The following is a 23,361-nucleotide window of genomic DNA, read 5'->3' as shown; positions in this document are numbered from 1 at the left end:
ATTCTAACAGGGAAGCGCGGCTCGATGTCGCCTGCAAGGCGGCATCGACCCGGAACAGGATCTCAACCCCGTGCCCACGCCAGCAGCGGGCGCGTGCGTGCGTGCAGATCCAGGCGAGCGCCAAGGCGAACCAGGTTCCAGTAGTGGCCATTCAGGGTGCGCGACAGCAGCAGGATATCCGCCGGTGGCTGCAGTCGATCCATTGCCGCCCAGACCTTGGGAGTGAGTTCGCGTAGACGACGATGCAGCCGAACGTCGGCGAAATCCTGCATACCCGGTTCGAACAAGGGTGACACGGCTTCGGCGGCTTCGCGATACAACGCCAGTGGCGCGCCCTGCCCCTGGCGGCCCCCCAATCGTCGCAGCGCATCGTCCATGGCCATGGCATCCATCCTCAGGATGGCGTCGAGCAAATGCATCAGAGTGCGAAGATGCGCCTGGGGCACCGCAATCACCGCTCCCAAGTCGTAGACTATCAGACAGCCGTGTTCATCGACGGCGAAATTGCCGGCATGCGGGTCGGCATGCAGCTCACCATGAGTGAACAGCTCTTCGGTAAGCCAGTCGGTTAGCGTCGTGGCGACGCGCTGGCGCAGGGAGTCGTCAGCTCCTTCCAGCTCACGCAGCGGCGTACCGATCACGTAGCGCATGGCCAATACGCGCGGTCCGGACAGGTCAGGCAGAGGTTCGGGTATCCTCAGCCCTTCGAAATGGGCGTAGCGGGCCCGATAGCGCGCCAGCGCAGCCGCCTCGGCGCGATAGTCGAGCTCGTGGCGAAGGCTGGCGGCGAGCTCCTCGAACAGCGCCTCCAGGCGCACCTGGGAAACCTTGAGCCAGCGCCCCAGGCGCATGATCCGACGTAGCTGCGTCAGGTCACCTTCCAAGGCCTCGGTCAGGTTCGGGTATTGCACCTTCAACACCACGGTTTCGCCGGTTCGGGTCACCGCTCGGTGCACCTGGCCCATGGAGGCGCTGGCAAATGGCTGCGTCTCGATCTCGCGGAAGTAACGCTCCGGCTCGTCGTATTGCTCGACCAGAGTGCATCGGATCCGCTCCCAGGGCATCGGCTCCGCCTGGCGCTGCAGGCGCGCCAGCCCGTCGACGAGGTCCGGCGGCAGCAAGTCGTCCCACTGTGCCATGACCTGGGCCAGCTTCATTGCCGGCCCCTTCAGTTCGGAAAGCCCCTCGAACAACGCCTCACCGAGGGCGCGCCAATCGGCCTGCCCCCCCAGGCGGGTACGCAGCACGGCCCCGCCGCTGCGGGCTCCAAGTCCCAGCAGACGCCGCGTTCTGCCCCGTTCACGCATACGGTCACCTCGTGTGGCTTGGCCCATTCCTCCCTGCCTTCCGTATCTTCCCGCTAACGCCCCGGGCTGTCATGCCGCGCATGGCTGCGATGAAATGATACGCTCGCACGGCTGGCCTTGGCGCCGCGATACTGTAAGAATGTCCATATTGTTATGGGAAAAATGCCATGCGCCTGATCATTGCCGAAAAGCCCAGCCTGGCCCGAGCCATTGCCGACGCCCTGCCGGGCGGTTCACGTCGCGAGGACGGCGCCCTGCACGCGGGCGACACCGTCGTGACCTGGTGCCTGGGCCATCTGTTGGAACAGGCGCCACCCGACGCTTACGACCCCGCCTTCAAGCAGTGGCGGGTCGATCATCTGCCGATCCTGCCGACACGCTGGCAGCTCGTGCCACGAGCCAAGGCACGGGGGCAGCTCGGCGTCATCCGCAAGCTGCTCAAGCAGACGCGCGAGGTGGTGCATGCCGGCGATCCGGACCGCGAGGGGCAACTGCTTGTACAGGAGGTCATCGAGTACCTGGGCTGGAAGGGGCCGGTGTCGCGTCTGCTGGTCAGCGATCTCAACCGACCGGCGGTACAGCGCGCCTTGGCACGGCTAGAAGACAACGCCCGCTACCAGCCGCTCTACCGTGCCGCCGAGTCCCGCTCGCGCGCCGACTGGCTGTATGGCATCAATCTGACCCGCGCCTGGACCCTGACCGGGCGCCAGGCCGGCCACGACGGCGTTCTCTCCGTCGGCCGGGTGCAGACTCCCGTGCTCGGCTTGGTGGTACGTCGCGATGCGGAGATTCGCGACTTCGTTCCTTATCCCTTTCACGTGCTGTGGGCCGATCTGGCAGTGCGCCATGGTCAGCTGCGCGCCTGGTGGCAGCCCGGCGAGAATCATCGGCTTGACGCACAGGGTCGGCTGCTCGATCGCGCCCCGGCCCTCGCCCTAGCCGAGCGATTGCCCGCAGCGGAAGGGCGATTGACGTCGCTCGTTACGCGCCAAAAGCGTCAGGCCGCGCCGCTGCCCTATTCGCTCTCGGCGCTGCAAGTCGATGCCGCCCGGCGGTTCGGGCTCTCGGCCCAGGCGGTGCTGGACATCTGCCAGCGGCTCTACGAGCGCCACAAGCTGATCACCTATCCACGCTCGGATTGCCGCTACCTGCCGGACGAGCACTTCGCCCAGGCGCGCGCCACGCTGGAGAGCGCCTGTCGCAGCGACGAGACGTTGGGCGGCTGGCTGCGCGGCGCCGATTTCCGGCTGCGCTCGAAAGCATGGGATGACAAGAAAGTAGGAGCCCACCATGCGCTGGCGCCCACCGGCAAGCCGGCCGAGCTCGCTCGCCTCGAGCACGCCGAAGCCGACGTTTTTCGCTTGATTGCGCGCAACGTGCTTGCCCAGTTCTATCCGCCGCTGGCGATCAACGAGGTGAAGGCGGAATTCACGATTCTCGAAGAGCGCTTTCGCGCCAGCGGTCAGGAACTGCTCGAACCCGGCTGGAAACCGCTGTTTGCCACACGCGACGAGGCGCCGCCGCTACCGCCGCTCGTCGAGGGTGAACCCTGCCGGGTCGAGGCGTGCGATGTCGAGGACCGCGAGACCCGTCCTCCCGAGCCCTTCAACGATGCCAGCCTGATCAAGGCGATGATGAACATTGCCCGCTACGTCGACGACCCCGTGGTCAAGCGCACTCTGCGCGAGCACGACGGACTGGGCACCGAAGCGACCCGGGCCGGGATCATTGAAACCCTGATCGAGCGCGGCTATCTCGTGCGCCGGAAGAAGACGCTTCGCGCCACCCGCCTTGGCGACGGCTTGATCGCCTCGCTGCCCCAAGCCGCCTCACGCCCTGAGCGTACCGCGGTGTGGGAGCAACGCTTGACCGCCATCGCCGAACGCGGCGACGACCCGAGGCCGTTTATTACTGCACTGGTCGAGGACCTGCGTGATTTGCTGGACAGCGCCGATGCCGCCCGGCTGCGCCAAGCCATGGCGACGGCCCAGGGAGAAGCCGCACCGACTCCATCGCGCCGCGGCAAGGCCATCTCCACTCGGCGTCGCAGTGGCAAAGGCAAACCGCCCCCTCGCCGCCGCCAACGTAACAATGCCTGACGCTGCGTCTCCACGCGGTGACCTGCCCGCGGATTCCTGCTAGGTTGGGCGAATCTCTGCCTCATGGCGCGAGTCAAACGGCATGCACACCGAAACCCATCTCATCGTCGGCCCGGGCGCCCTCGGCCGCTTGGTCGCTCTGCACCTGGCAGAACCGGTATCGGTTGTACTCGCCGGACGCCGCCCCCTGCCCGCCAGGCAGACCTTGACGACGCCGGAAGGGGAGCGCCGGACGCATCGCCTCGATATGGCGGATGTGCGTGCCTTGCCGGCCATGGCGCCCTCCTTCATCCACCTGACCACCAAGGCCTACGCGTCAGAAGCGGCATACGCGAGCCTATTCGAACAACTCCCAGCCACCACGCCGCTGGTGTTGTGGCAGAACGGTTACCAAGTACAGCCTGAGCTCAGCCGGCGCCACCCGGGGCCTGTACTGTGCGCCTCCACTACCGAGGGGGCCTGGGTGGCGAATGACGGTGCTGTCGTCCATGCCGGCCGTGGCATGACGTATATCGGTGATCTCGCCCATCGCCATGCCGAGCTCAGCCAACGGCTGGCCGGCATTCTCGACCGAGCCGGACTCGCTGCACGGGCGGTCGACGATATCGCCACCCGTCTGTGGCACAAGCTGGTCATCAACGCCGTCATCAACCCACTGACAGCGCGCTTTCGCATCCGCAACGGGCAACTACGTGACCCTCCCTTCCGGTCGATGGTGGAACGCCTGGTGAACGAGATCGCCCCGATCCTCTCCGCAGAAGACATCGAGCCGCCTGATGCCGGCTGGCATGCATTGGTATGGCGGGTAGTGGAGGGCACCGCACACAACCGCGCCTCTATGCTGCAGGACGTCCTGACGGGGCGACCCCTCGAACGCGAGGCCATCCTGCAACCGTTGATGGTGGCTGCCGTGCGACATGGGCTTGCGACTCCCTTCCTGGCGGAACTGGACCGGGATTTAGCTCGGTTGTCGCCGAGCTGACTCGCGTTGGGTCATCGCCTGGCGCGGCTCACATGAGCCTGCTAGTATTTTCATGTTGCGACCAGGCGCCAAGGATGCGTCGAAACACGTTGCACAGGAATGAGCGGGGAAATGAAAACGGGTCTCACAGATACCCTTATCGTGGCGACCGGCCTTTCGCTGATGTCATCCTTGGCATGGGCGGAGCAGGCCATACCCGATCGCGTTGAAGCGCCCGCCTTTACCGAAGCCACGGCTGAGAGGCTGTCATCACTGGCCTTGGCCCGCTTCGACATTCCCTCCTTCACGATCCGCGCCAGCGATCTCATGTACCTGGACAATGGCCTTATCGTGGAAGGCGCCGACCTCGACACCCCTGACGGTTATACGTCAGGCTTCCGCCTGACCGCCGGTTTCTCTCCGGAGAACCTGCCGCAGATCGATCTGGGCGCCGAGCTGACGTATCGCGAAAGCGACGAGGTCCCCGCTCGCCACGCCGATCAAGCGATGCTTCTCAATACCACGACGGTGGGAGGCAGCCTGCTGGCCGGTGTGCGACTCGGCCAGTTCGGCGTATACGCCAAGTCCGGCTTCGTCGAATGGGAAGGCGACCCTGTCAACCAGAGCGAACCGCGTTACGTGGCCACAACCGGTACGTCACGCATTCATGGCTTCGGCGCCCGGCTTCAGCACAAGCGGCTCGTCAGCCGGCTGGAGTTCGAAGAGATCGATGCGCCGAGCATGGCGCATCTCAATCTGATTACCGCCTCTCTGCACTACCCCTTCTAGCTCGCTTGCTTTCTAACGGCTCGGCAAGACACCATGTAATTTACGCTTACCTATATAACGAAAAGGTTGTCTTGATATATCTCTCATACCCTGCGTTCTTATGGGAATTGTCCTATATTGATACGGCCGTCTACGCAGAGCGTAACGGCGCTTCCTTGAACTGTTCCTGGAGTCATGAAGATGAGTCTCAGAATCGGCGATATCGCGCCAGATTTCACGGCGCAAACCACCCAGGGTACGCTGAGCTTTCACGAATGGATCGGCGACAGCTGGTGCATTCTTTTCTCGCACCCCAAGGACTTTACGCCGGTCTGCACCACCGAACTGGGCTACATGGCCAAGCTCAAGCCCGAGTTCGATAAGCGCAACACCAAGATCATCGGCCTGTCGGTTGACCCGGTCGACAACCATACCGCCTGGGCCAAGGATATCGAAGAGACCCAAGGCACGGCCCCCAATTACCCGATGATCGGGGATGACAAGCTCGAGGTGGCCAAGCTCTATGACATGCTGCCCGCCGAGGAGCCAGGCAGCGCCGAGGGCCGAACCCCCGCCGACAATGCCACGGTACGTTCTGTGTTCGTGATCGGCCCGGACAAGAGAATCAAGGCCATGCTGATCTATCCCATGACCTCGGGTCGCGATTTCAACGAAGTGCTGCGCTTGCTCGACTCCGTCCAGCTGAGCGCCAAGCATACCGTGGCCACACCGGTGAACTGGAAGCCCGGCGAGGACGTGATCATCCCACCCTCGGTCAGCGATGACGAGGCGAAGAAGAAGTATCCGGAGGGCTTCACCACGCTCAAGCCATACCTGCGTACGGTCAAGCAGCCCCAGTAAGCCTCGCTTACGCTGGCATGGCTCGTGAATCGCGCCCCGGCCAAGCCGGGGCGTTCCTGTTGGGTGTCGCTACGCGGGAAAAGCCTTTGAGCGATGGCCGGACGAGGCGAAAAACATGGCCGTGCGCAGTCACTTTTCAGCCGGTATTGCGCAAGCCTGCCGCGATACCGGCCATGGTCACCATCAGCGCACGTGAGAGTTCGCCGCTGATGGCCCCGTCGGCATCGCGGTTGCGTTGCAGCAGCTCGGCCTGCAGACCGTGCAATGGATCGATGTAAGGGTTGCGAACCTCGATGGCCTGATGAATCAGCGGCGTCTGCTCCAGCAGCTGCGACTGGTCGAGGAGGGTCAACAGCACTGACTGCAGCCGGGTGAAACGCTGCCGCAATTGGGCGCCAAGCTCCTTGAGTGCCGGTTCGTCGACCAGGCGCTGCTCGTAGTAGGAGGCGATGCCTACGTCGGCCTTGGCCAACAGCATCTCCAGCATGTCCAGATAGGTGCCGAAGAAGGGCCAGCGGTCGCGCATCTCACGCAGCACCTCCAGTCCCCCTTCCTCCTCGATGCGAGTCGAGAAGGCTTCACCGCTGCCCAGCCAGGCCGGCAGCATGAGACGTATCTGGGTCCAGGCGAAGATCCACGGAATTGCCCGCAACGTCTCCACGCCACCATCCTGGCGGCGCTTGGTGGGGCGCGAACCGAGCGGCAGGTGCCCCAGCACGCCTTCGGGCGTCACCGCCCGGAAATAGGGCACGAAATCGGGATCCTCACGGACCACGCCCACATAGCTGTGGTGGGCGATCTCAGCCAGACGATCCATTTCCTCGCGCCAGCGGGGTTCGGGAGAGGGAGGCGGCAATAGCGTCGCCTCGAGTACGGCGCAAGCATAGATCTCCATCGAGCGCAGCGCAATGTCGGGCTGACCGAACTTGAAGCGGATCATCTCGCCCTGCTCGGTAACGCGCAAGCTGCCGTTCACCGAGCCCGGAGGCTGCGACAGGATCGCGGCATAGGCCGGGCCACCACCTCGACCGACCGCACCGCCGCGACCGTGAAACAGGGTCAGGGCCACGCCATGTCGGCGGCACACCTCCACCAGGCGCTCCTGAGCTCGGTACTGCGCCCAGGCTGCCGCCAGCTGGCCGGCGTCCTTGGCCGAATCCGAGTAACCGATCATCACCTCCTGACGCTCGCCAGCCAGTGCCCGGTAGCCCGGCAGCGCCAGCAGCCGATCAATGACGTCGCCTGCCCGATTGAGGTCGTCCAGGGTCTCGAACAGCGGCGCGATGGGCAGCGACACGACGCCGCCCACCTCTTTCATCAGCAGGGCCACGGTCAAGACGTCGGAGGGCTGGGCCGCCATGGAGATGATGTAGGTACCCAGCGCCTCGGACTGCTCGTTGGCGATGACCAAGAAGGTATCGAGCACCTCACGGGTTTCGGCGGAACAGTCCCAGCGCCGCGGAATCAGCGGGCGGCGCGATTCGAGTTCCGACAGCAGGAAGGCTTGTCGCTGCTCCTCGCTCCAGTCGCGGTAGTGGCCGAGACCGAGCGCATCGGTCAGTTCCTCCATGACCAACGCATGACGGCTCGCCTCCTGGCGAATATCGAGCTTGGTCAGGGTCACGCCGAAGACCGCCACGCGGCGCAGCGTATCGAGCAGCGCGCCGTTGGCGATGGTATCGAGGCCGACGTCGCACAGCGAGCGATAACAGGTCAGCAGCGGCGCGTAGAGCTGGTCGCTGTTCTCGATGATCGGGCCACCTTCGAAGCTGCGACCGTCGAGCTGGGCCTTGGCCCAATCACGCGTCGCCTCGACCCGCTGCACTAGGCGCTTGAGCAATTCACGATAGGGCTCGGCCACGTTACCCACCTCGGCGCGCAACGCACTGTTGCACTTCCACATGGAGAGTTCGGCCTTGAGCTGCTCCAGGTCGCGCAGGTAGAGATCCGCCGCCATCCATCGCCCCAGCAGCAGCACTTCGCGCGTAACCCGCGAGGTGACGTTGGGGTTGCCGTCACGGTCGCCGCCCATCCACGAGGCGAAGACGATCGGTGCCGCGTCGAGCGGCAGGCGCTCACCGGCGGATTCCAGCAGCAGGCTGTCGAGGTCGCGATGGAACGCCGGCACCGCCTGCCACAGCGAGTTCTCGATCACGGCGAAGCCCCACTTCGCCTCATCCACCGGCGTGGGCCGCTCGTGGCGGATCTCGTCGGTATGCCAAGCCTGGCTGATCAACTCCTCGAGACGGCCGCGAGCACGACTGGCTCGCTCGGGATAGTCGATCGAGGATTCGATGACGGTCAGGCATTCGTCGATGGCATCGTACTTCTGGATCAGGGTACGACGGATAACCTCCGTGGGGTGTGCGGTCAGTACCAGCTCGACGCGCATGCTCGCCAGGCTCTCGACCAGCTTGCGCGGTGGGTGCCCGGCGTCGCGGGCACGCATCAACAAATCGGAGAGTACCGGCTGCGAGCCGGGCTTGTAGTCCTCGACGCGGCGGAAGCGTGCCCGGTAGTGCTGTTCGGCGATGTTGGCCAGATTGAGGAACTGGTTGAAGGCACGCGTCACCGGCAGCAGATCGCAGTCGGGCAACTTGCGCAGGTAATCGATCAGTTCGCGACTGCTCTGCACGTCTCCCTGCCGGCCGCTCTTGGCCAGTCCGCGAATGGTCTCGATGCGATCGACGAAGCCTTGGCCCAGGTCATCGGCAATGGTGCGGCCCAGGCTATCGCCCAGGATGCGTACGTTGTCGCGCAGGGATTCATGCAGATCGCCGCTCATGGCCGATCTCCTCCAGAAGACGATTCGGAAAATGGAATCTCGAGGCGCTTGGCTTCCTGCCAGTACCGTTCCATGGTGTCCAGGTCGGCGTCGCCCGGCGTCATGCCGCGCTTGGCCAGCGCTGTCTCGACATAGCGAAAGCGTCGCTCGAACTTGGCGTTGGTATCGCGCAGACACCGCTCGGGATCGGCCTTGAGGGTGCGCGCCAGGTTGGTCACCGCGAACAGCAGGTCGCCAACTTCCTCGCTGGCATGCATCCGGTTCCCCTCCTCCAGGGCCTGCTCGACCTCATCGAGCTCCTCGCGAATCTTGGCAATCACCCCATGGGTATCGGGCCAGTCGAAGCCGACCCGGGCGGCACGCTTGGAGAGCTTGGCGGCACGCGATAGCGCCGGCAGGGTGCGCGGCACGTCGTCGAGAACCGAGAGCGTCGTTGCATCGTCGATGCGCTCGGCACGCTCCGCGGCCTTGAGCGACTCCCAGCGGCTATGGACCTGACGGGTCTCGACCTGCTCGGCACTGACGCCGGGTGGGCGGCGCGAAGCCAGGGTGCCGTCGGGAAAGACGTGCGGGTGGCGGCGCACCATCTTGTCGGTCAGGGTGTGCACCACGTCGCGGAAGTCGAAGCGGGCTTCTTCCTGCGCGAATTGGCTGTAGTAGATCACCTGGAACAGCAGATCGCCGAGCTCGCCGGGCAGTTCGTCCCAGGCACGCCGCTCGATGACATCCGCCACCTCGTAGGCCTCCTCCAGGGTATGCGGCACGATGCTGTCCCAGTCCTGCTCGAGGTCCCACGGACAGCCCTGGTCGGAATCTCGCAGTACGGCCATTAGCGTGAGCAGGTCATCGATGTCGTGACGAATCGTGCCGTGGCGAATCTCGCTCATCTGCCGCTCCCCTTACGCTTCATGCCCTTGGCGCCGGTACGCAGCCGCTGGACTTCGATCACGTTCGACAACTGCTGAATGCGCGAAAAAAGCCTGCCCAGCGTCTCCAGCCCATCAACCTCCACGGTGATGCGCATGCGAGCGATACCGTCTCGCGTATCGGTGAGCGTGTTCACCGATAGCACGTTGACCTTCTCGTTGCTGAGGATACCGGTGACATCGCGCAGCAGGCCGGAGCGATCCCAGGCCTGGATTTCGATGTCCACCGGGTACTGGGTGCGGGCCCGCTGCCCCCATTCCACCTCGATCACTCGCTGGGGCTCATCGACACGCAACTGCAGGATATTGGGACAGTCCTGGCGATGAACGGTGACACCGCGCCCCTGGGTAATGAAGCCGACGATGGGCTCGCCGGGTACCGGGTGGCAGCAGTTGGCCATGCTGGTCTTGAGATTGCCGACACCGAGCACGGTGATATCGCTGGTACCGGCCTTGCCCTGATCGCGCCTCGGTTTGGCCAGCAGACGGTCGAGCTGCTCCTGATCGTCGGTTTCGCCGAACAGCTGCTGGGCCTGATGCAACACCTGACCGATGCGCAAATCGCCGGCTCCCAACGCGGCGTACATATCGTCGGGGCTCTGATAGTTGACCTTGCGCGCCAGGGTATCGAGGTCCATGTCCTCGACGTCCAGGCGTCTCATCTCGCGCTCGAACAGGGCCTTGCCCTCGTCCAGGTTCTGTTCGCGCGCCTGATGCTTGAACCACGACTGGATCTTGGCCCGCGCCCGCGAGGTACGTACGTAACCGAGGCTGGGGTTGAGCCAGTCGCGGCTGGGGCCGCCCTTGCTGGCCGTCAGGATCTCCACCTGCTGGCCGGTCTTGAGCCTGTAGGTGAGCGGCACGATACGACCGTCGACCTTGGCTCCGCGACAGCGATGGCCGACCTCGGTGTGCACGCGGTAGGCAAAATCGATCGGCGTGGCGATACGCGGCAGGTCGATGACGTGGCCATCCGGTGTGAAGACGTAGATGCGATCCGGCGCCACGTCGCTGGAGAGCCCCTCGCGCAGGTCGCCAAATTCGCCGACCTCTTCCTGCCATTCCAGTACCTGGCGCAGCCAGGCGATCTTCTCCTCGTAGCTGGTGCTCTTGTTGCTGGTATCGTGGCCTTTGTAGCGCCAGTGGGCACAGACCCCAAGCTCCGCCTCGTCATGCATGGCGAAGGTGCGAATCTGGATCTCCAGCACTTTGTTCTCGGGTCCGAGCACGGCCGTGTGCAGCGATTGGTACCCGTTCTTCTTGGGGTTGGCGATATAATCGTCGAACTCGTTGGGCACATGATGCCAGCGCGAATGCACTAGCCCCAGCACCGTGTAACAGTCGGCCACCCCGGGAACCAGAATCCGCACGGCGCGCACGTCGTTGACCTGGGAGAAGTCGATGCGCTTGCGCTTCATCTTGCGCCAGATCGAATAGATATGCTTCGCCCGTCCGTTGACTTCATAGTGGACGATTCCCTGCGACTCGAGCATTCCCTTGAGCGTCTGGACGACCTCGTGGATGTAGCGATCCCGATCCAAGCGTTTCTCGGCCAGCTGCCGGGCGATCGTCTTGTAATCGTCCTCGTGCAGATAGCGGAAGGAAAGGTCCTCCAGCTCCCATTTGACCTGGCCGATGCCCAATCGGTGCGCCAGCGGCGCGTAGATGTCGAACACCTCGCGGGCCACCTGCAGACGCTTCTCGCGGGGAGCATCCTTGACCTGACGCAGCGCGCAGGTGCGCTCGGCAATCTTGATCAGGGCGACGCGCACGTCGTCGATCATGTTGACCAGCATCTTGCGCAGGTTGTCCTGCTGATCGTGTTGGACCAGGCCCTGGCTGGGAATCTGGGCATTGCTGATGGCCGCCATCTGCAGCACGCCTGCGATCAACTTCGCCACCTCGCTGCCGAAGTGCTTGGCGATGGTCTCGACCTCGACCAGCCCCTCGCGTACGGAGCGATAGAGCACCGCAGCCTCCAGCGCCGGCTGGTCGAGCTTGAGCTGACCGAGGATGTCAGCCATCTCTAGCCCCATGCGAAAACTCGCATCCTGGGGCAGCCAGGCCTTGTGGGGCCGCTCGACCGCCTGCGAGAGGCGCTTCGCCAGCTCACAGGCATCGCGCATCTCGCCGGGCTCGCGCAGCTTGACGTCTTCCTGGAGACGCTCGACCCAATGTCCGATGTCGACGTCGCCACTGTCCGTCAATGGCTGGTCGTCGCGCACTTTCACCATCTTTCTAGGCTCCTTGCGATGGCGGCTGCCATGCACCATGTTCGAGCAGCAGAATGGATTCCAGGTGTGAGGTGTGCACGAACATGTCGGCCACCGCGGCCCGGGCGATGCGATAACCACCATGCACGAGTCGTGCCGTATCGCGGGCCAGCGTGGCCGGGTCACAGGCGATGTAGACCAGACGCGGCACGGGACGTTCGATCAATGCCCGGCAAACCGCATCGGCTCCGTCGCGGGGCGGATCGAGCACCAGGGCCGTGGGAGCCAGACGTTCCAGCAGGGCAGTGATCCGGGCTTTGTCATTGAGATCGGCTTGCAAGGCCTCGACGGGAAGGCCGTTGCACCTTGCGTTGCTCGCCAAGCGCGCCACCATGTCGGGATTGCCCTCCACCGCCGTGACGCGAGCGCCGTCGGCCGCCAGCGGCAGGCTGAAGTTGCCGATGCCAGCAAATAGGTCGAGCACCCGCTCCCCCGGCTGCGGGGCAAGCCATTCCCGCGCCGCAGCCACCAGCTGGCGATTCACCGCTTCGTTGACCTGCAGGAAATCCCCCGGAGCGAACACCAGCTCGAGATCGTTTTCTCCGCGGGACAGCCGATAGGACAGTACCGGCGCTTCGCCCAACCATTCAAGCGTGGGCGACTCACGCCCCACCCGCCAGGCCACGGCGACATCGTAGGTCTCAGCGAAGGTCAGCCAGCGCTGACGGTCGGCCGCGTTCGCCCGCAACTGACGCACGACCACCACGGTGGCCGTGTCTGCCGCCACCAGTTCCAGGTGACCGATCAAGCGAGGGGCTTCCAGTTGCGCCAATTGAGCATGCAAGGGGCCGAGCAGCGTGGAGAGCGCCGGCACCAGCACCGGACAGGACTCGACGTCGATCAGGCGATTGGCATGCCGGGCACGGAAACCAAGATGCCGCCTTCCCTCGGCATCCACCTTCACTCCCAGCCGGGCACGGCGTCGATAGCCGAACGGGTCGCCGGCCAGCAATTGCGGTTCGCCGCCGAGCTCGACGCCTTCGCGCGCCAGCAGGTCGGCCAACACTGCCCGCTTGTGCTCGCGCTGGGCGGCAACGGACAAATGCTGCAGATCACAGCCGCCGCACTGTCCATAGTGGACACAGGGGGGAGCGGCCCGCTCGGTGGACGGTTCGAGCAGCCTGCGGACGTGGGCCTCGTCGAAGCGCTTGCGTGTGCGGTGCACGGCGACGTCGACTCGTTCGCCGGGCAGCGCCCCGTCGACGAACAGCGCCTTGCCCTCGGAGGTGCGCGCCACGCCGCGCCCATCATGGGCCAGGCGCTCGATCGTGACCTCGGACTCATGGTCCATGCGCGCCTGGCCGCGCGGCGCCTCCGAGCGTGCCTTCTGCAGGCCGGAGGTACCGGAACGCGGACGCGCCGGGCGACGCTTGCCAAGCATTGCCACCCTCAGGCCTCCGGGGCGAACAGCCCGGTGGAGAGATAGCGGTCGCCACGGTCGCAGACGATGAAGACGATGACCGCGTTCTCGACTTCCTCGGCCACGCGTAGCGCGCCGGCCAAGGCGCCCCCGGATGACACGCCGGCAAGAATCCCCTCTTCGCGGGCCAAGCGGCGCATATGCTCCTCGGCTTCGCGCTGGCCGATATCAAGAACTCGGTCGACCCGGCGGGCATCGAAGATGCTTGGCAGGTATTCCTTCGGCCAGCGGCGAATGCCGGCGATACTGGCTCCATCCTGCGGCTGCAGACCGACGATCTGCACTTCCGGGTTGCGCTCCTTGAGATACGCCGAGACGCCCATGATGGTTCCCGTGGTCCCCATGGAGCTGATGAAGTGCGTGACGGTACCCTGGGTCTGCTCCCATATCTCGGGTCCCGTGCCTCGGAAATGGGCCAGCGGATTGTCGGGGTTGGCAAACTGATTGAGCGGCTTGCCTTCACCGCGTGCGATCATCGTCTCGGCAAGATCGCGCGCTTCCTCCATGCCGCCTTCCTTGCTGACGGTCATCAGCTTAGCGCCAAAGGCCGCCATGGCCTGCTTGCGCTCGCTGGAGGCATTTTCCGGCATGATCAAGATCATGCGGTAGCCCTTGATGGTCGCGGCCATTGCCAGGGCAATGCCGGTATTGCCCGACGTGGCCTCGATCAGAGTGTCACCGGGCTGGATCTCGCCGCGCGCCTCGGCCTGCTCCAGCATCGATAGCGCCGGGCGATCCTTGACCGAGCCAGCCGGGTTGTTCCCTTCGAGCTTGGCAAGCAAGGTGTTGTTGCGCCCTGCCGCGATACGCTTGAGCCTGACCAGAGGCGTATGGCCGATGACGTCCTCGATGGTGGGAAATTGCATGCAACCGTCCTTAGGGTAACGTCTTTTACTCATTATATCCGTGCCGCCACCCACTGGACAGGCATCCCGGCCGGGTGTGGCATACTGGCACGGACTGGATGGAACAAGGGATCCCCGATGTCACTCGGAAACCGCCTGACACTCTGGATATTGTGTCTCCCCCTGCTGGTGCTGCTAGTCGTGGCGGTATTCATGCTGCATCAGGATACCGAATGGCGCAGGTCGGCGCTGAGCGAACGGCTCGTCACCGCCGCCGAGCTGCAGGGGCCGGAACTCGCCCGCGCGGTGCTCGACGATGACCGAAGCCGCCTCGATTCAGTGGCTCGGCAACTATTGGAAATCGAGGAAACACGCGGTGTCGGCCTTTATACCGATGCCGGCGCCACCGTCCTTGAGCTCGGACGCACGCGTGCCCAGGTGGCCACGACACCCCCACGGGAAACCCAACTGGATACCAGCGGCGATCTCTGGCGGCTATTGGTACCGCTGGTGCCGCGCGAAGCCGATGGCAGGGTGGCGCAGCGCGCCTGGCTCGAACTCGATGTCGATAGTCGTGCCCTTACCCTCGATTTCTATCGCCGCCTCGCCACTGCCGGGCTGGGCCTGCTGATCCTCGGCCTGCTGCTGTTCGTCCTGGCGTCCACGCTCGGCCGGCGTCTGGATGCCAGCCTGAATGATGCCGCCGAGATCCTGCGACGATTGCGCAGCGGCGATCTTCACGCCCGGCTCCCCGAAGTCGGGGCGCCGGAGCTGCGCCGCCTGGCCCGGTACGTCAATGCGCTGGGCGACGAATTGGAACAATCTCACGAGAACATGCAGCGCCAGATCGAACAGACTACCGTCGACCTTCAGGAGTCGATGGAAACGATCGAGATCAAGAATATCGAACTTGACCTTGCCCATCGGCGCGCGCTCGAGGCGAACCGAGTGAAATCGGAATTCCTCGCCAGCATGAGCCATGAAATTCGTACGCCGCTAAACGGCATCGTCGGCTTCTGTCGCTTGCTGGGACGTTCGCGGTTGGATCCACGTCAGCGCGAATGGCTCGATCAGGTGCAGATCGCCTGCGACAACCTGCTCGCTCTGGTCAACGACGTCCTCGATTTCTCGCGCATCGAGGCCGGCAGGCTCGAGCTCGATCGGGCCGAGCTGGACATGGTCACGCTGGTCGACGAGGCGCTGGGATTGCAAGCCCCGCTGGCGCACCAGAAAAGGTTGCACCTGCTGGGCCTGGTCTATGACGACGTACCGGCCCCATTGCGCGGCGATCCGCTGCGCATACGCCAGGTACTGACCAACCTGGTGCACAACGCCCTGAAGTTCACCGAACAGGGAGAGGTCATCGTGCGGGTCATGGTCGAGGAGCACTGCGGCCAAGGACGGGTAATGCTGCGCATCAGCATCAGCGATACCGGCATCGGTCTCACTCCCCAGGAACAACACGATCTGTTTCAGGCTTTTCGCCAAGCCAGTGCTGGCCACTCGCGCCAATATGGCGGCTCCGGGCTGGGCCTGGCGATCAGTCGCCAGTTGGTAGAGCAGATGGGGGGGCAAATCACCGTGGAGAGCGAGCCCTCTCAGGGCTCGACCTTTGCCTTCACGCTGCCCCTGGACGTGGCCGGCCCTAGTGAAGCACTGCCCGAGCGCATCCTCGACGGCGACCGCGTGATGCTCGTTGAACCGCATGCTCCGACCCGCTACGCGCTGCGTCACCTGCTGGAGCGCTGGGGGGCGCAAGTCGAGGAGATGGCGTCGCCGGAAGTCACCGGAACGCCTCCCGCCCTGATGATCGCCGCGCTCCCCATGGAACTGAACGAGGCAGTGCTGGCCGAATGGCAAACCCGGCTAGATCGGGGCCCCTGCCCCATGCTGTTACTGGCCAACGTCACACCGCTGGAACTACCGGATCTCAAGCTCCCGTCCACCTGCGAGATACTGTGCAAGCCGGTGTCGCGCCAGGCGCTGTCCGATGCCTTGCGCCGGCAGAGAATAACGCTGAGGCAACCGCCCGCGCTGCCACCCGGTCAGTTGCGCCTGCTGGTGGTCGACGACAACTCCATCAATCGTCGCCTGCTGCGTGAACTGCTCGACAGGCCCAAGCTGGAGATCGTCGAGGCCGGCAGCGGCGAGGAGGCCCTGGCGCTGGCCGAGAGCGAGGTCTTCCACCTGGTGCTAATGGATATTCGCATGCCCGGCATGGATGGCGTAGAGACGACGCAAGCCCTGCGCAGCCTGGGCGGTGGCTGGTTGAATTGCCCGATCATCGCCGTCACGGCCCATGCTCTCGACAATGAGCGCCAATCGCTGCTTGAAGCCGGCCTGCAAGAAGTACTGGTCAAGCCCGTGGATTCCCATCAGCTGGAGGCCATCCTGCAACATCACCTACCCATGGCGGCGCCAGCCACGAGCCCGGCTATGTTCCCCTTCGTCCCAGCCGAGCCCTTGGCCCCACCTGCGGAACTCGAACAGACCTCCGAACTCGCGGCGGTGGACATGCAGCTCGGCACCCGCTTGGCGAATGGCAACGAGGGGCTGGCACGCGAACTGCTCGGCGAGCTCGTCGCCTCGCTGCCGGCCAGCATGGCCGAGCTTCAAGCCGCGCTGGCAACGGAGGACGTCGAGGCCCTACTCGACGCCGTACACGCACTCAATGGCGCCTGCCGCTACTGCGGCGCACCCCAGCTGGCCCTGGTGGCGGAGACGCTGGAGACGCGCCTGCGTTCGCGAGGCCTGGAAGGGGTCGATACACTGATCGACGACCTGTTCCAGGCCATTGAGCGGCTCATCGACTGGCATGCCGAAGCTCAGGAAGCGCCTTCCAGCACTACCATGGCAAGCGCCAGTTCGGCCTCGTCGCTCAAGGACAAGTGAATGGAGCGCACGCCGGCCACCTCGGCGAGCTCGTGGGCGCGCCCACCAAGCATCAACGAGGGGCGTCCGAGGGCATCGCTGACTACCTGGATCTCGGTCCAGCGCATACCATGACGCAGGCCAACACCCAGCGCCTTGACGAAGGCCTCCTTGGCGGCAAAGCGTTTGGCCAGGAACGCCGCCTTGTTGTGGCGCTGTTCCAGCCACTCGCGTTCGATCGCCCCCAGCACCCGCTCGGCGAAGCGCACGCCATGGCGCGCCATGGCCGCCTCGAACCGCGCCACTTTGGCAATGTCGGTGCCTACGCCGATGATCATGCGTGGTCGTCGCCATCCCCGTGGTGGTGATGCTCGTGCTCTTCCAGCGAAGCGATGAAACCGGCTTCCTGGCCGGCGATCATCAGGCGCTTCATTTCCGCTACCGCCTCCTTGAGGCCGACGAACAGCGCCCGCGCGATGACGGCGTGACCGATGTTCAGTTCGTGAAGACCGGGAATCGCGGCGATCGACTCGACGTTGTGATAATTCAGTCCATGCCCTGCATTGACGGTAAGCCCGAGCTCGAGCGCCATTTCCGTCGCCGCCGTCAGGCGCGCATGCTCCCGCCGGGCTTGCGCCCCGCTACATTCGGCATAGGCGCCGGTGTGCAGCTCGATCACCGGCGCGCCGGCGCGCTTGGCCGCCTCGATCTGGCTAGGCTCCGGATCGATGAACAGCGATACCTCGCAGCCGGCGGTCGCCAGACGCTGGCAAGCGGCTGCGACGTCGTCGAACCCGCCGACCACGTCCAGCCCCCCTTCGGTGGTCAGCTCCTCGCGCTTCTCCGGCACCAGGCAGATGTGCGCCGGGCGTAGCGCCTCGGCCAGTGCCAGCATCTCCTCGGTCACCGCCATCTCAAGGTTCATGCGGGTATTGAGCACCTCGGTGAGAAGGCGCACGTCGCGCTCCTGGATATGGCGTCGGTCTTCGCGCAGGTGCACGGTGATGCCGTCGGCGCCTGCCTCCTCGGCTGCCAGCGCCGCCTGGACGGGGTCGGGGTAGCGTGTGCCGCGGGCCTGGCGCAGCGTGGCGATATGATCGATATTGACGCCGAGCAGAATGCGCGGGGGATGCATGGCTTTCTCCAGCAGCAGGTCGATGGGAATCACTTTCAGTGTGAGGGGGAACGGCGCCGCTCGGCAAGTTGACGCATCAGTTCGCGCGAGCGCAGCGGGCGCGTCCCCAGCAATGGCGCCAATGCCGCGCGCGCTACCGCCTTGGCCGGGCCGGCGAGACCCGGCATCCCCCAGTCACCGCCGGCCAGCAAGCGTAGGGTGCGCCCATCCAGCCCGGGCTCGCCGCGCACGAAGGCCCGCGATGCGGTATCGAAACGGTAACGGCCCTGGGGATCGAGTTCGCCGCCATCAGGCGTGGTGTAACGCGGCGCAGCATCCAGCGCGTCGAGCAGGGCGAACTCCAGACGCCGCAGTGCCGTGGCTCGTCCCTCGGGACGCGGCAACGCCTCGAGCAGGGCCGTATAGTAGGCAAACACCTCCGGCGTCGGCAGCTCTACCGGCAGTGTTCGCGTCAGTAGCTCGTTGGCATAGAGCCCGCAAAGCAGCCCCTCCCCCACCAGCAGCGCTGCCGCGCCACGGCTCTCCATCAGGCGCAGACGCTTGAGCTCCCCCTCTCCCACCCAAGTCACGTGAAGCGGGGCGAAGGGTTGCAACCGCCCTCGCGAGCGCGAGCCGGGGCGCTGCACGCCCTGAGCCACTGCGCGCACGCGACCATGCTCGAGGGTAAACAGCTCGACCAGCGCACTGGTTTCGCGATAGGGACGCTTATGCAGGAGAAAGGCCGGTTGCGGCTGCATGGTCAATCAAGATCGTAGCCGAGGCTTTTCAGTGCCCTCTCGTCATCCGACCAGCCTCGCTTCACCTTGACCCACAGGTTGAGCATCACCTTGGCATCCAATGCTCGCTCCATGTCGAGGCGCGCCTCACGACCGATGCTCTTGATCCGCTCGCCCTTGTCGCCGATGAGAATCTTTTTCTGCCCGGCGCGCTCCACCAGGATCAGCGCACTGATGTACACGATCTTGCCCTCATCGCGGAACTCCTCGATTTCGACCGTCACTTGGTAGGGCAACTCGTCGCCGAGCTGACGCATGATCTTCTCGCGTACCAGCTCGGCGGCCAGAAAACGCTGGCTCCTGTCGGTGATCTGATCGTCGGGGAAATGGTGGATACCTTCGGGCAGGTGCTTGGCGACTTCCGCTTCCAGCTCCGGCACGTTGGTACCGTGCTTGGCGGAGAGGGGAATGATGGCCGCAAACTCACGCCTCGCCCCGACCTCGGCGAGCCAGGGCAACAGCGTGCTCTTGTCCTCGAGCCGATCGACCTTATTGACGGCCAGGATCACTGGCGCCTCGACGTGTTCCAGGCGCTGCAACACTATCTGGTCCTCTTCGGTCCAGCGGGTACGGTCGATGATGAAGACGACGCAGTCGACATCGCGCAGCGCCTGGGTAGCCGCCTGATTCATGAAGCGGTTGATCGCCTTGTTGCGGTCACGACCCAGGATATGAATGCCCGGGGTGTCTACGTAGATGAACTGCGCCTCGTTCACTGTCTTGATGCCCATGACCTGGTGTCGCGTGGTTTGGGGCCGCCGCGAGGTGATCGATATCTTCTGTCCCAGGACGCGGTTCATCAGGGTCGATTTGCCCACGTTCGGGCGCCCCACGATCGCCACGAAGCCACAGGTTTCGCTCATGAGCTGCCTCCTCCGCGAAGGTCGAGCCGTGCCAACGCCAACTCGGCGGCCTGCTGTTCGGCGTGGCGACGACTGGACCCGGTGCCCAGGGTATGCGAATCGAGCAACTCGACGTGGCACTCCACGGTAAAGGTCTGGTCGTGGGCCTCCCCTTCCACCGTCACCACTTCGTAGCGCGGCAGCGGCGACTGGCGCGATTGCAGGAACTCCTGAAGCCGGGTCTTGGGATCCTTCTGCGTGTCCTGCAGGTCGATGGACGCCAGCCGCTCGGCGTACCAGGCCAGCACGCGGGCCCGGGCCACGTCCATGCCGGCATCCAGGTAAATTGCCCCAAGCACGGCCTCGACGGCATCGGCCAGGATAGAGTCGCGGCGATGCCCCCCGCTCTTCATCTCACCGGAGCCCAGGCGCAGGCATTCGCCAAAGGCCATCTCGCGAGCCAGCTCGGCCAGCGTCTGGCCGCGTACCAGGCGGGCGCGCAAGCGCGAAAGCTGTCCTTCGCGTGCCTGGGGAAAGCGCTCGTAGAGCGCCTCGGCGATAACGAAGTTGACGATGGAATCGCCCAGGAATTCCAGGCGTTCGTTGTTCTGGCCCCCGTAGCTACGATGAGTCATGGCCAGTTCCAGCAAGGCATTATCGCGGAAGGTATGGCCAATGCGGCGACTGAAGGCGGTAAGGGATTTGCTCACGAAATTCCTGTTGGTTCTGGTCCATCAATGGATGCGGCGGATCTGGGTGAAGCTCGGCAGGCCGCCATCCCAGTGCATCCACACGGCAAACGCTCGGCCGACGACGTTCTCCTCCGGCACGAAGCCCCAATAGCGGCTGTCGTTGGAGTGGTCGCGATTGTCGCCCATGGTGAAATAGTGTCCTTCGGGAACAACCACTTCACGTACCCGAGGGCCGGGGTCACGGGGGTTATTGTAGATTCGATGACTGGTCTCGCCCAGTTGCTCCTCGAGCAGCCACTCGCCAGGCGCCGAGGGAGGCGCCTCGTCCAACAGGCGCTTGGGCACCGGCTCGCCATTGACATATAACTGCTTGCCCTCGTAGCGCAGCGTATCGCCCGGCAGGCCCACCACACGCTTGATGAAGTTCACCGAGGGCTCGCTGGGGAAGCGAAACACCATGACATCACCGCGCTGTGGCTCGCCCACTTCGATGATGCGATCGTGCGTAACCGGCAGACGCAGGCCATAGGCATACTTGTTGACCAGAATGAAATCCCCCACTTCGAGCGTGGGACGCATCGAGCCCGAAGGGATCTGGAACGGCTCCACCAGAAAACTCCGCAACAACAGCACGACCAGCAGCACCGGAAAGAAGGAGCGCGCATAGTCGACCGGCCAGGGGTCCTTCATGGCACGCTCACGGGCGGCGTCATCCAACCCTTCGGTGGTGCCCACCTCGACATTGGCGAGTTTCCGGCGGCGAGCCGGGCGCCACCAGACGATATCGAGCAGCCAGATCAAACCGGTGATGGCGACGGCCACCACCAACAGGAGAGAGAAATCCATAATAGTGTCGCCGATCCTAGTCGTTCACCTTGAGCACGGCCAGGAAGGCGTCCTGGGGAATCTCCACCCGACCGACCTGTTTCATGCGTTTCTTGCCCGCTTTCTGCTTCTCGAGCAGCTTCTTCTTGCGCGTCACGTCGCCACCATAGCACTTCGCGGTGACGTTCTTGCGCAGCGCCTTGACCGTGGAGCGCGCCACCACCTGGCCGCCAATGGCCGCCTGGATCGCCACGTCGAACATCTGACGCGGGATCAGCTCCTTCATCTTCTCGACCAGCACGCGACCGCGCGAGTGGGCGTGATCGCGATGGATGATCACCGCCAGGGCGTCGACCCGGTCGCCGTTGATCAACACGTCCAGGCGCACCAGTTTGGCCGCCTCGAAGCGCTCGAAATTGTAGTCCAGCGAGGCATAGCCCTTGGAAATGGACTTGAGGCGGTCGAAGAAATCCATCACCACTTCGGACATGGGCAGCTCATAAGTGAGCTGGATCTGGCTACCCAAGAACTGCATGTCGAGCTGATTGCCGCGACGGTTCTCGCACTCCATGATCACGTTGCCGACGAACTCCTGCGGCACCAGGATACTGGCACGCACGATCGGCTCGCGCATCTCTTCCACGTCGGCCATGTCGGGCAGCTTGGAAGGGTTGGAGACATAATGGGTATCGCCGTTCTTCATCGCCAGCTCATAGACCACGGTGGGCGCCGTGGTGAGCAGATCCAGGTCGTATTCGCGCTCGAGACGCTCCTGGATGATCTCCATGTGCAGCGTGCCGAGGAAGCCAACGCGAAAACCGAAACCGAGGGCATCGGAATTCTCGGGCTCGTACTCCAGCGAAGCGTCGTTGAGCGCCAACTTCTCCAGCGCGTCGCGGAAATCCTCGTAGTCATCGGCACTGACCGGGAACATGCCGGCATAGACTTGCGGCTTGACCTTCTGGAAACCGGGAAGGCGCGGCACGTCGGGCGTCTTGGCGTGGGTGATGGTGTCGCCTACCGGCGCGCCGTGGATGTCCTTGATGCCGGCCACCACGAAGCCCACTTCACCGGCGCGCAGGATGTTGGTCTCCTTCCGCAGCGGCGTGAAGATGCCCACCTCGTTGGCCTGCCAGTCGCGCCCCGTGGACTTGATGCGAATCTTCTCGCCCTTTTTCAACGTGCCATCGAAGATGCGCACCAGCGAGACGACACCGAGATAGTTGTCGAACCAGGAGTCGATGATCAGCGCCTGCAGCGGTGCTGCCGGATCGCCCTTGGGCGGCGGAATGTCGCGCACCAGACGCTCGAGCAGCGCATCGATGCCGAGTCCGCTCTTGGCCGACACCTGGCAGGCATCGGTGGCGTCCAGCCCGATGATCTCCTCGATCTCGTGGGATACCTTGTCCGGATCGGCCTGAGGCAGGTCCATCTTGTTGAGTACCGGCAGCACCTCGAGCCCTTGTTCGATGGCGGTGTAGCAGTTCGCTACCGATTGCGCCTCGACGCCCTGTGCGGCGTCCACGACCAGCAAGGCCCCTTCGCAGGCGTAGAGCGAACGCGAAACCTCGTAAGAGAAGTCCACGTGACCGGGGGTATCGATGAAATTGAGCTGGTAGGTGTTGCCGTCCTGGGCATGATAATCCAACGTCACCGACTGCGCCTTGATGGTAATGCCGCGCTCACGCTCGAGGTCCATCGAGTCGAGCACCTGTTCCTTCAGTTCGCGCTCGGTCAGTCCACCGCAACTTTGGATCAGGCGATCGGCAAGCGTGGACTTACCATGGTCGATGTGCGCGATGATAGAGAAATTTCGTATATTTCTCAGCTTGCTGCTTTTTTCGGCTTCAGACATGAGGAGATCCGGTTCGTGCACACGCCCCGGCCATGTTTGAAGAAGCAACTGAGGTCGGGCGTGCAAGAAGATGGCGGTATTGTACCGGCATGATAGAGGGTTGGACAGCGCAGCCGTACG

At 64.2% G+C, this 23,361-nt stretch carries 18 protein-coding genes; 5 read left to right on the top strand and 13 right to left on the bottom strand.

Annotated elements, in window-relative coordinates:
* Positions 1-62: 62 nt before the first annotated feature.
* Positions 63-1,307 (bottom strand): ABC1 kinase family protein, encoded by a 1,245-nt coding sequence (locus F0A17_RS15425; RefSeq protein WP_149329214.1) that lies wholly within the window; start codon positions 1,305-1,307, stop codon positions 63-65.
* A gap of 167 nt (positions 1,308-1,474) precedes the next feature.
* Here F0A17_RS15425 and F0A17_RS15420 point away from each other — a divergent pair, with 167 nt between their 5' ends.
* From F0A17_RS15420 to F0A17_RS15405, 4 genes are all read left to right on the top strand, one after another.
* Complete coding sequence (locus F0A17_RS15420) at positions 1,475-3,406, top strand: DNA topoisomerase III (protein ID WP_149329213.1); 1,932 nt, start codon at positions 1,475-1,477, stop codon at positions 3,404-3,406.
* An 82-nt stretch (positions 3,407-3,488) separates the two neighbouring features.
* Positions 3,489-4,388: a ketopantoate reductase family protein gene (locus F0A17_RS15415; RefSeq protein WP_149329212.1), complete on the top strand. Its 900-nt coding sequence runs from the start codon at positions 3,489-3,491 to the stop codon at positions 4,386-4,388.
* Between the two features lie 111 nt (positions 4,389-4,499).
* Positions 4,500-5,156 carry a hypothetical protein gene (locus tag F0A17_RS15410; RefSeq protein WP_228716926.1) on the top strand — a complete coding sequence of 219 codons (657 nt, stop codon included), beginning with the start codon at positions 4,500-4,502 and terminating at the stop codon, positions 5,154-5,156.
* Positions 5,157-5,336: 180 nt separating this feature from the next.
* On the top strand, positions 5,337-5,996 hold the full coding sequence (locus F0A17_RS15405; RefSeq protein WP_149329211.1) for a peroxiredoxin: 660 nt from the start codon (positions 5,337-5,339) through the stop codon (positions 5,994-5,996).
* 136 nt (positions 5,997-6,132) lie between these two features.
* Here the strand turns inward: F0A17_RS15405 and ppc are convergent, their stop codons facing one another.
* Genes ppc through cysM form a run of 5 tightly spaced genes read right to left on the bottom strand, consistent with a single transcriptional unit; the run spans position 6,133 to position 14,266 of the window.
* Positions 6,133-8,781, bottom strand: coding sequence for a phosphoenolpyruvate carboxylase (gene ppc / locus F0A17_RS15400; protein WP_149329210.1), 2,649 nt, complete (start codon positions 8,779-8,781; stop codon positions 6,133-6,135).
* Complete coding sequence (gene mazG, locus F0A17_RS15395; RefSeq protein ID WP_149329209.1) at positions 8,778-9,668, bottom strand: nucleoside triphosphate pyrophosphohydrolase; 891 nt, start codon at positions 9,666-9,668, stop codon at positions 8,778-8,780. The genes ppc and mazG overlap by 4 nt, the downstream gene beginning before the upstream one ends.
* Positions 9,665-11,941, bottom strand: a complete 2,277-nt coding sequence (gene relA / locus F0A17_RS15390) for a GTP diphosphokinase (RefSeq protein WP_149329208.1) — start codon at positions 11,939-11,941, stop codon at positions 9,665-9,667. Before relA ends, mazG begins: the two co-directional genes overlap by 4 nt.
* Positions 11,942-11,945: 4 nt before the next feature.
* Positions 11,946-13,367 (bottom strand): 23S rRNA (uracil(1939)-C(5))-methyltransferase RlmD, encoded by a 1,422-nt coding sequence (gene rlmD, locus F0A17_RS15385; protein WP_149329207.1) that lies wholly within the window; start codon positions 13,365-13,367, stop codon positions 11,946-11,948.
* Between the two features lie 2 nt (positions 13,368-13,369).
* The gene (cysM, locus tag F0A17_RS15380) at positions 13,370-14,266 is read right to left on the bottom strand and encodes a cysteine synthase CysM (protein WP_149329206.1); all 897 of its coding nucleotides are present in this window, start codon (positions 14,264-14,266) and stop codon (positions 13,370-13,372) included.
* Positions 14,267-14,383: 117 nt separating this feature from the next.
* Here cysM and F0A17_RS15375 point away from each other — a divergent pair, with 117 nt between their 5' ends.
* On the top strand, positions 14,384-17,137 hold the full coding sequence (locus tag F0A17_RS15375) for an ATP-binding protein (protein WP_149329205.1): 2,754 nt from the start codon (positions 14,384-14,386) through the stop codon (positions 17,135-17,137).
* Here the strand turns inward: F0A17_RS15375 and acpS are convergent.
* The 7 genes from acpS to lepA are packed head-to-tail and all read right to left on the bottom strand — an operon-like array spanning position 17,071 to position 23,241.
* Entirely contained in the window at positions 17,071-17,454 is a 384-nt protein-coding gene (acpS, locus tag F0A17_RS15370; protein WP_149329204.1) for a holo-ACP synthase, read from the bottom strand. The two genes, F0A17_RS15375 and acpS, sit on opposite strands and share 67 nt — an antisense overlap.
* A complete protein-coding gene (gene pdxJ, locus F0A17_RS15365; RefSeq protein WP_149329203.1) occupies positions 17,451-18,251 on the bottom strand; it encodes a pyridoxine 5'-phosphate synthase in 801 nt (266 codons plus the stop codon). Before pdxJ ends, acpS begins: the two co-directional genes overlap by 4 nt.
* A gap of 35 nt (positions 18,252-18,286) precedes the next feature.
* Positions 18,287-18,988 carry a DNA repair protein RecO gene (gene recO / locus F0A17_RS15360; protein ID WP_149329202.1) on the bottom strand — a complete coding sequence of 234 codons (702 nt, stop codon included), beginning with the start codon at positions 18,986-18,988 and terminating at the stop codon, positions 18,287-18,289.
* A 2-nt stretch (positions 18,989-18,990) separates the two neighbouring features.
* The gene (gene era, locus F0A17_RS15355; RefSeq protein ID WP_149329201.1) at positions 18,991-19,890 is read right to left on the bottom strand and encodes a GTPase Era; all 900 of its coding nucleotides are present in this window, start codon (positions 19,888-19,890) and stop codon (positions 18,991-18,993) included.
* A complete protein-coding gene (rnc, locus tag F0A17_RS15350; RefSeq protein WP_149329200.1) occupies positions 19,887-20,579 on the bottom strand; it encodes a ribonuclease III in 693 nt (230 codons plus the stop codon). Before rnc ends, era begins: the two co-directional genes overlap by 4 nt.
* 24 nt (positions 20,580-20,603) lie before the next feature.
* Entirely contained in the window at positions 20,604-21,407 is an 804-nt protein-coding gene (gene lepB / locus F0A17_RS15345) for a signal peptidase I (RefSeq protein ID WP_149329199.1), read from the bottom strand.
* Between the two features lie 16 nt (positions 21,408-21,423).
* The gene (gene lepA / locus F0A17_RS15340; protein ID WP_149329198.1) at positions 21,424-23,241 is read right to left on the bottom strand and encodes a translation elongation factor 4; all 1,818 of its coding nucleotides are present in this window, start codon (positions 23,239-23,241) and stop codon (positions 21,424-21,426) included.
* Between the last annotated feature and the right edge of the window lie 120 nt (positions 23,242-23,361).

The organism is Billgrantia pellis, assembly GCF_008297955.1.
In the GTDB taxonomy this organism is placed as follows: Bacteria; Pseudomonadota; Gammaproteobacteria; order Pseudomonadales; family Halomonadaceae; genus Halomonas; species Halomonas pellis.
The sequence above is the reverse complement of the archived record's forward strand: the minus strand, read 5'-3'. Positions and strand labels throughout refer to the sequence as shown.

What these genes read in the sequence shown, in the direction of transcription:
- F0A17_RS15425 (WP_149329214.1), bottom strand. Translation starts at nt 1,307, where the DNA reads ATGCGTGAACGGGGCAGAACGCGGCGTCTGCTGGGACTTGGAGCCCGC.
- F0A17_RS15420 (WP_149329213.1), top strand. Translation starts at nt 1,475, where the DNA reads ATGCGCCTGATCATTGCCGAAAAGCCCAGCCTGGCCCGAGCCATTGCC.
- F0A17_RS15415 (WP_149329212.1), top strand. Translation starts at nt 3,489, where the DNA reads ATGCACACCGAAACCCATCTCATCGTCGGCCCGGGCGCCCTCGGCCGC.
- F0A17_RS15410 (WP_228716926.1), top strand. Translation starts at nt 4,500, where the DNA reads ATGAAAACGGGTCTCACAGATACCCTTATCGTGGCGACCGGCCTTTCG.
- F0A17_RS15405 (WP_149329211.1), top strand. Translation starts at nt 5,337, where the DNA reads ATGAGTCTCAGAATCGGCGATATCGCGCCAGATTTCACGGCGCAAACC.
- ppc (WP_149329210.1), bottom strand. Translation starts at nt 8,781, where the DNA reads ATGAGCGGCGATCTGCATGAATCCCTGCGCGACAACGTACGCATCCTG.
- mazG (WP_149329209.1), bottom strand. Translation starts at nt 9,668, where the DNA reads ATGAGCGAGATTCGCCACGGCACGATTCGTCACGACATCGATGACCTG.
- relA (WP_149329208.1), bottom strand. Translation starts at nt 11,941, where the DNA reads ATGGTGAAAGTGCGCGACGACCAGCCATTGACGGACAGTGGCGACGTC.
- cysM (WP_149329206.1), bottom strand. Translation starts at nt 14,266, where the DNA reads ATGCAATTTCCCACCATCGAGGACGTCATCGGCCATACGCCTCTGGTC.
- F0A17_RS15375 (WP_149329205.1), top strand. Translation starts at nt 14,384, where the DNA reads ATGTCACTCGGAAACCGCCTGACACTCTGGATATTGTGTCTCCCCCTG.
- acpS (WP_149329204.1), bottom strand. Translation starts at nt 17,454, where the DNA reads ATGATCATCGGCGTAGGCACCGACATTGCCAAAGTGGCGCGGTTCGAG.
- pdxJ (WP_149329203.1), bottom strand. Translation starts at nt 18,251, where the DNA reads ATGCATCCCCCGCGCATTCTGCTCGGCGTCAATATCGATCATATCGCC.
- recO (WP_149329202.1), bottom strand. Translation starts at nt 18,988, where the DNA reads ATGCAGCCGCAACCGGCCTTTCTCCTGCATAAGCGTCCCTATCGCGAA.
- era (WP_149329201.1), bottom strand. Translation starts at nt 19,890, where the DNA reads ATGAGCGAAACCTGTGGCTTCGTGGCGATCGTGGGGCGCCCGAACGTG.
- lepB (WP_149329199.1), bottom strand. Translation starts at nt 21,407, where the DNA reads ATGGATTTCTCTCTCCTGTTGGTGGTGGCCGTCGCCATCACCGGTTTG.
- lepA (WP_149329198.1), bottom strand. Translation starts at nt 23,241, where the DNA reads ATGTCTGAAGCCGAAAAAAGCAGCAAGCTGAGAAATATACGAAATTTC.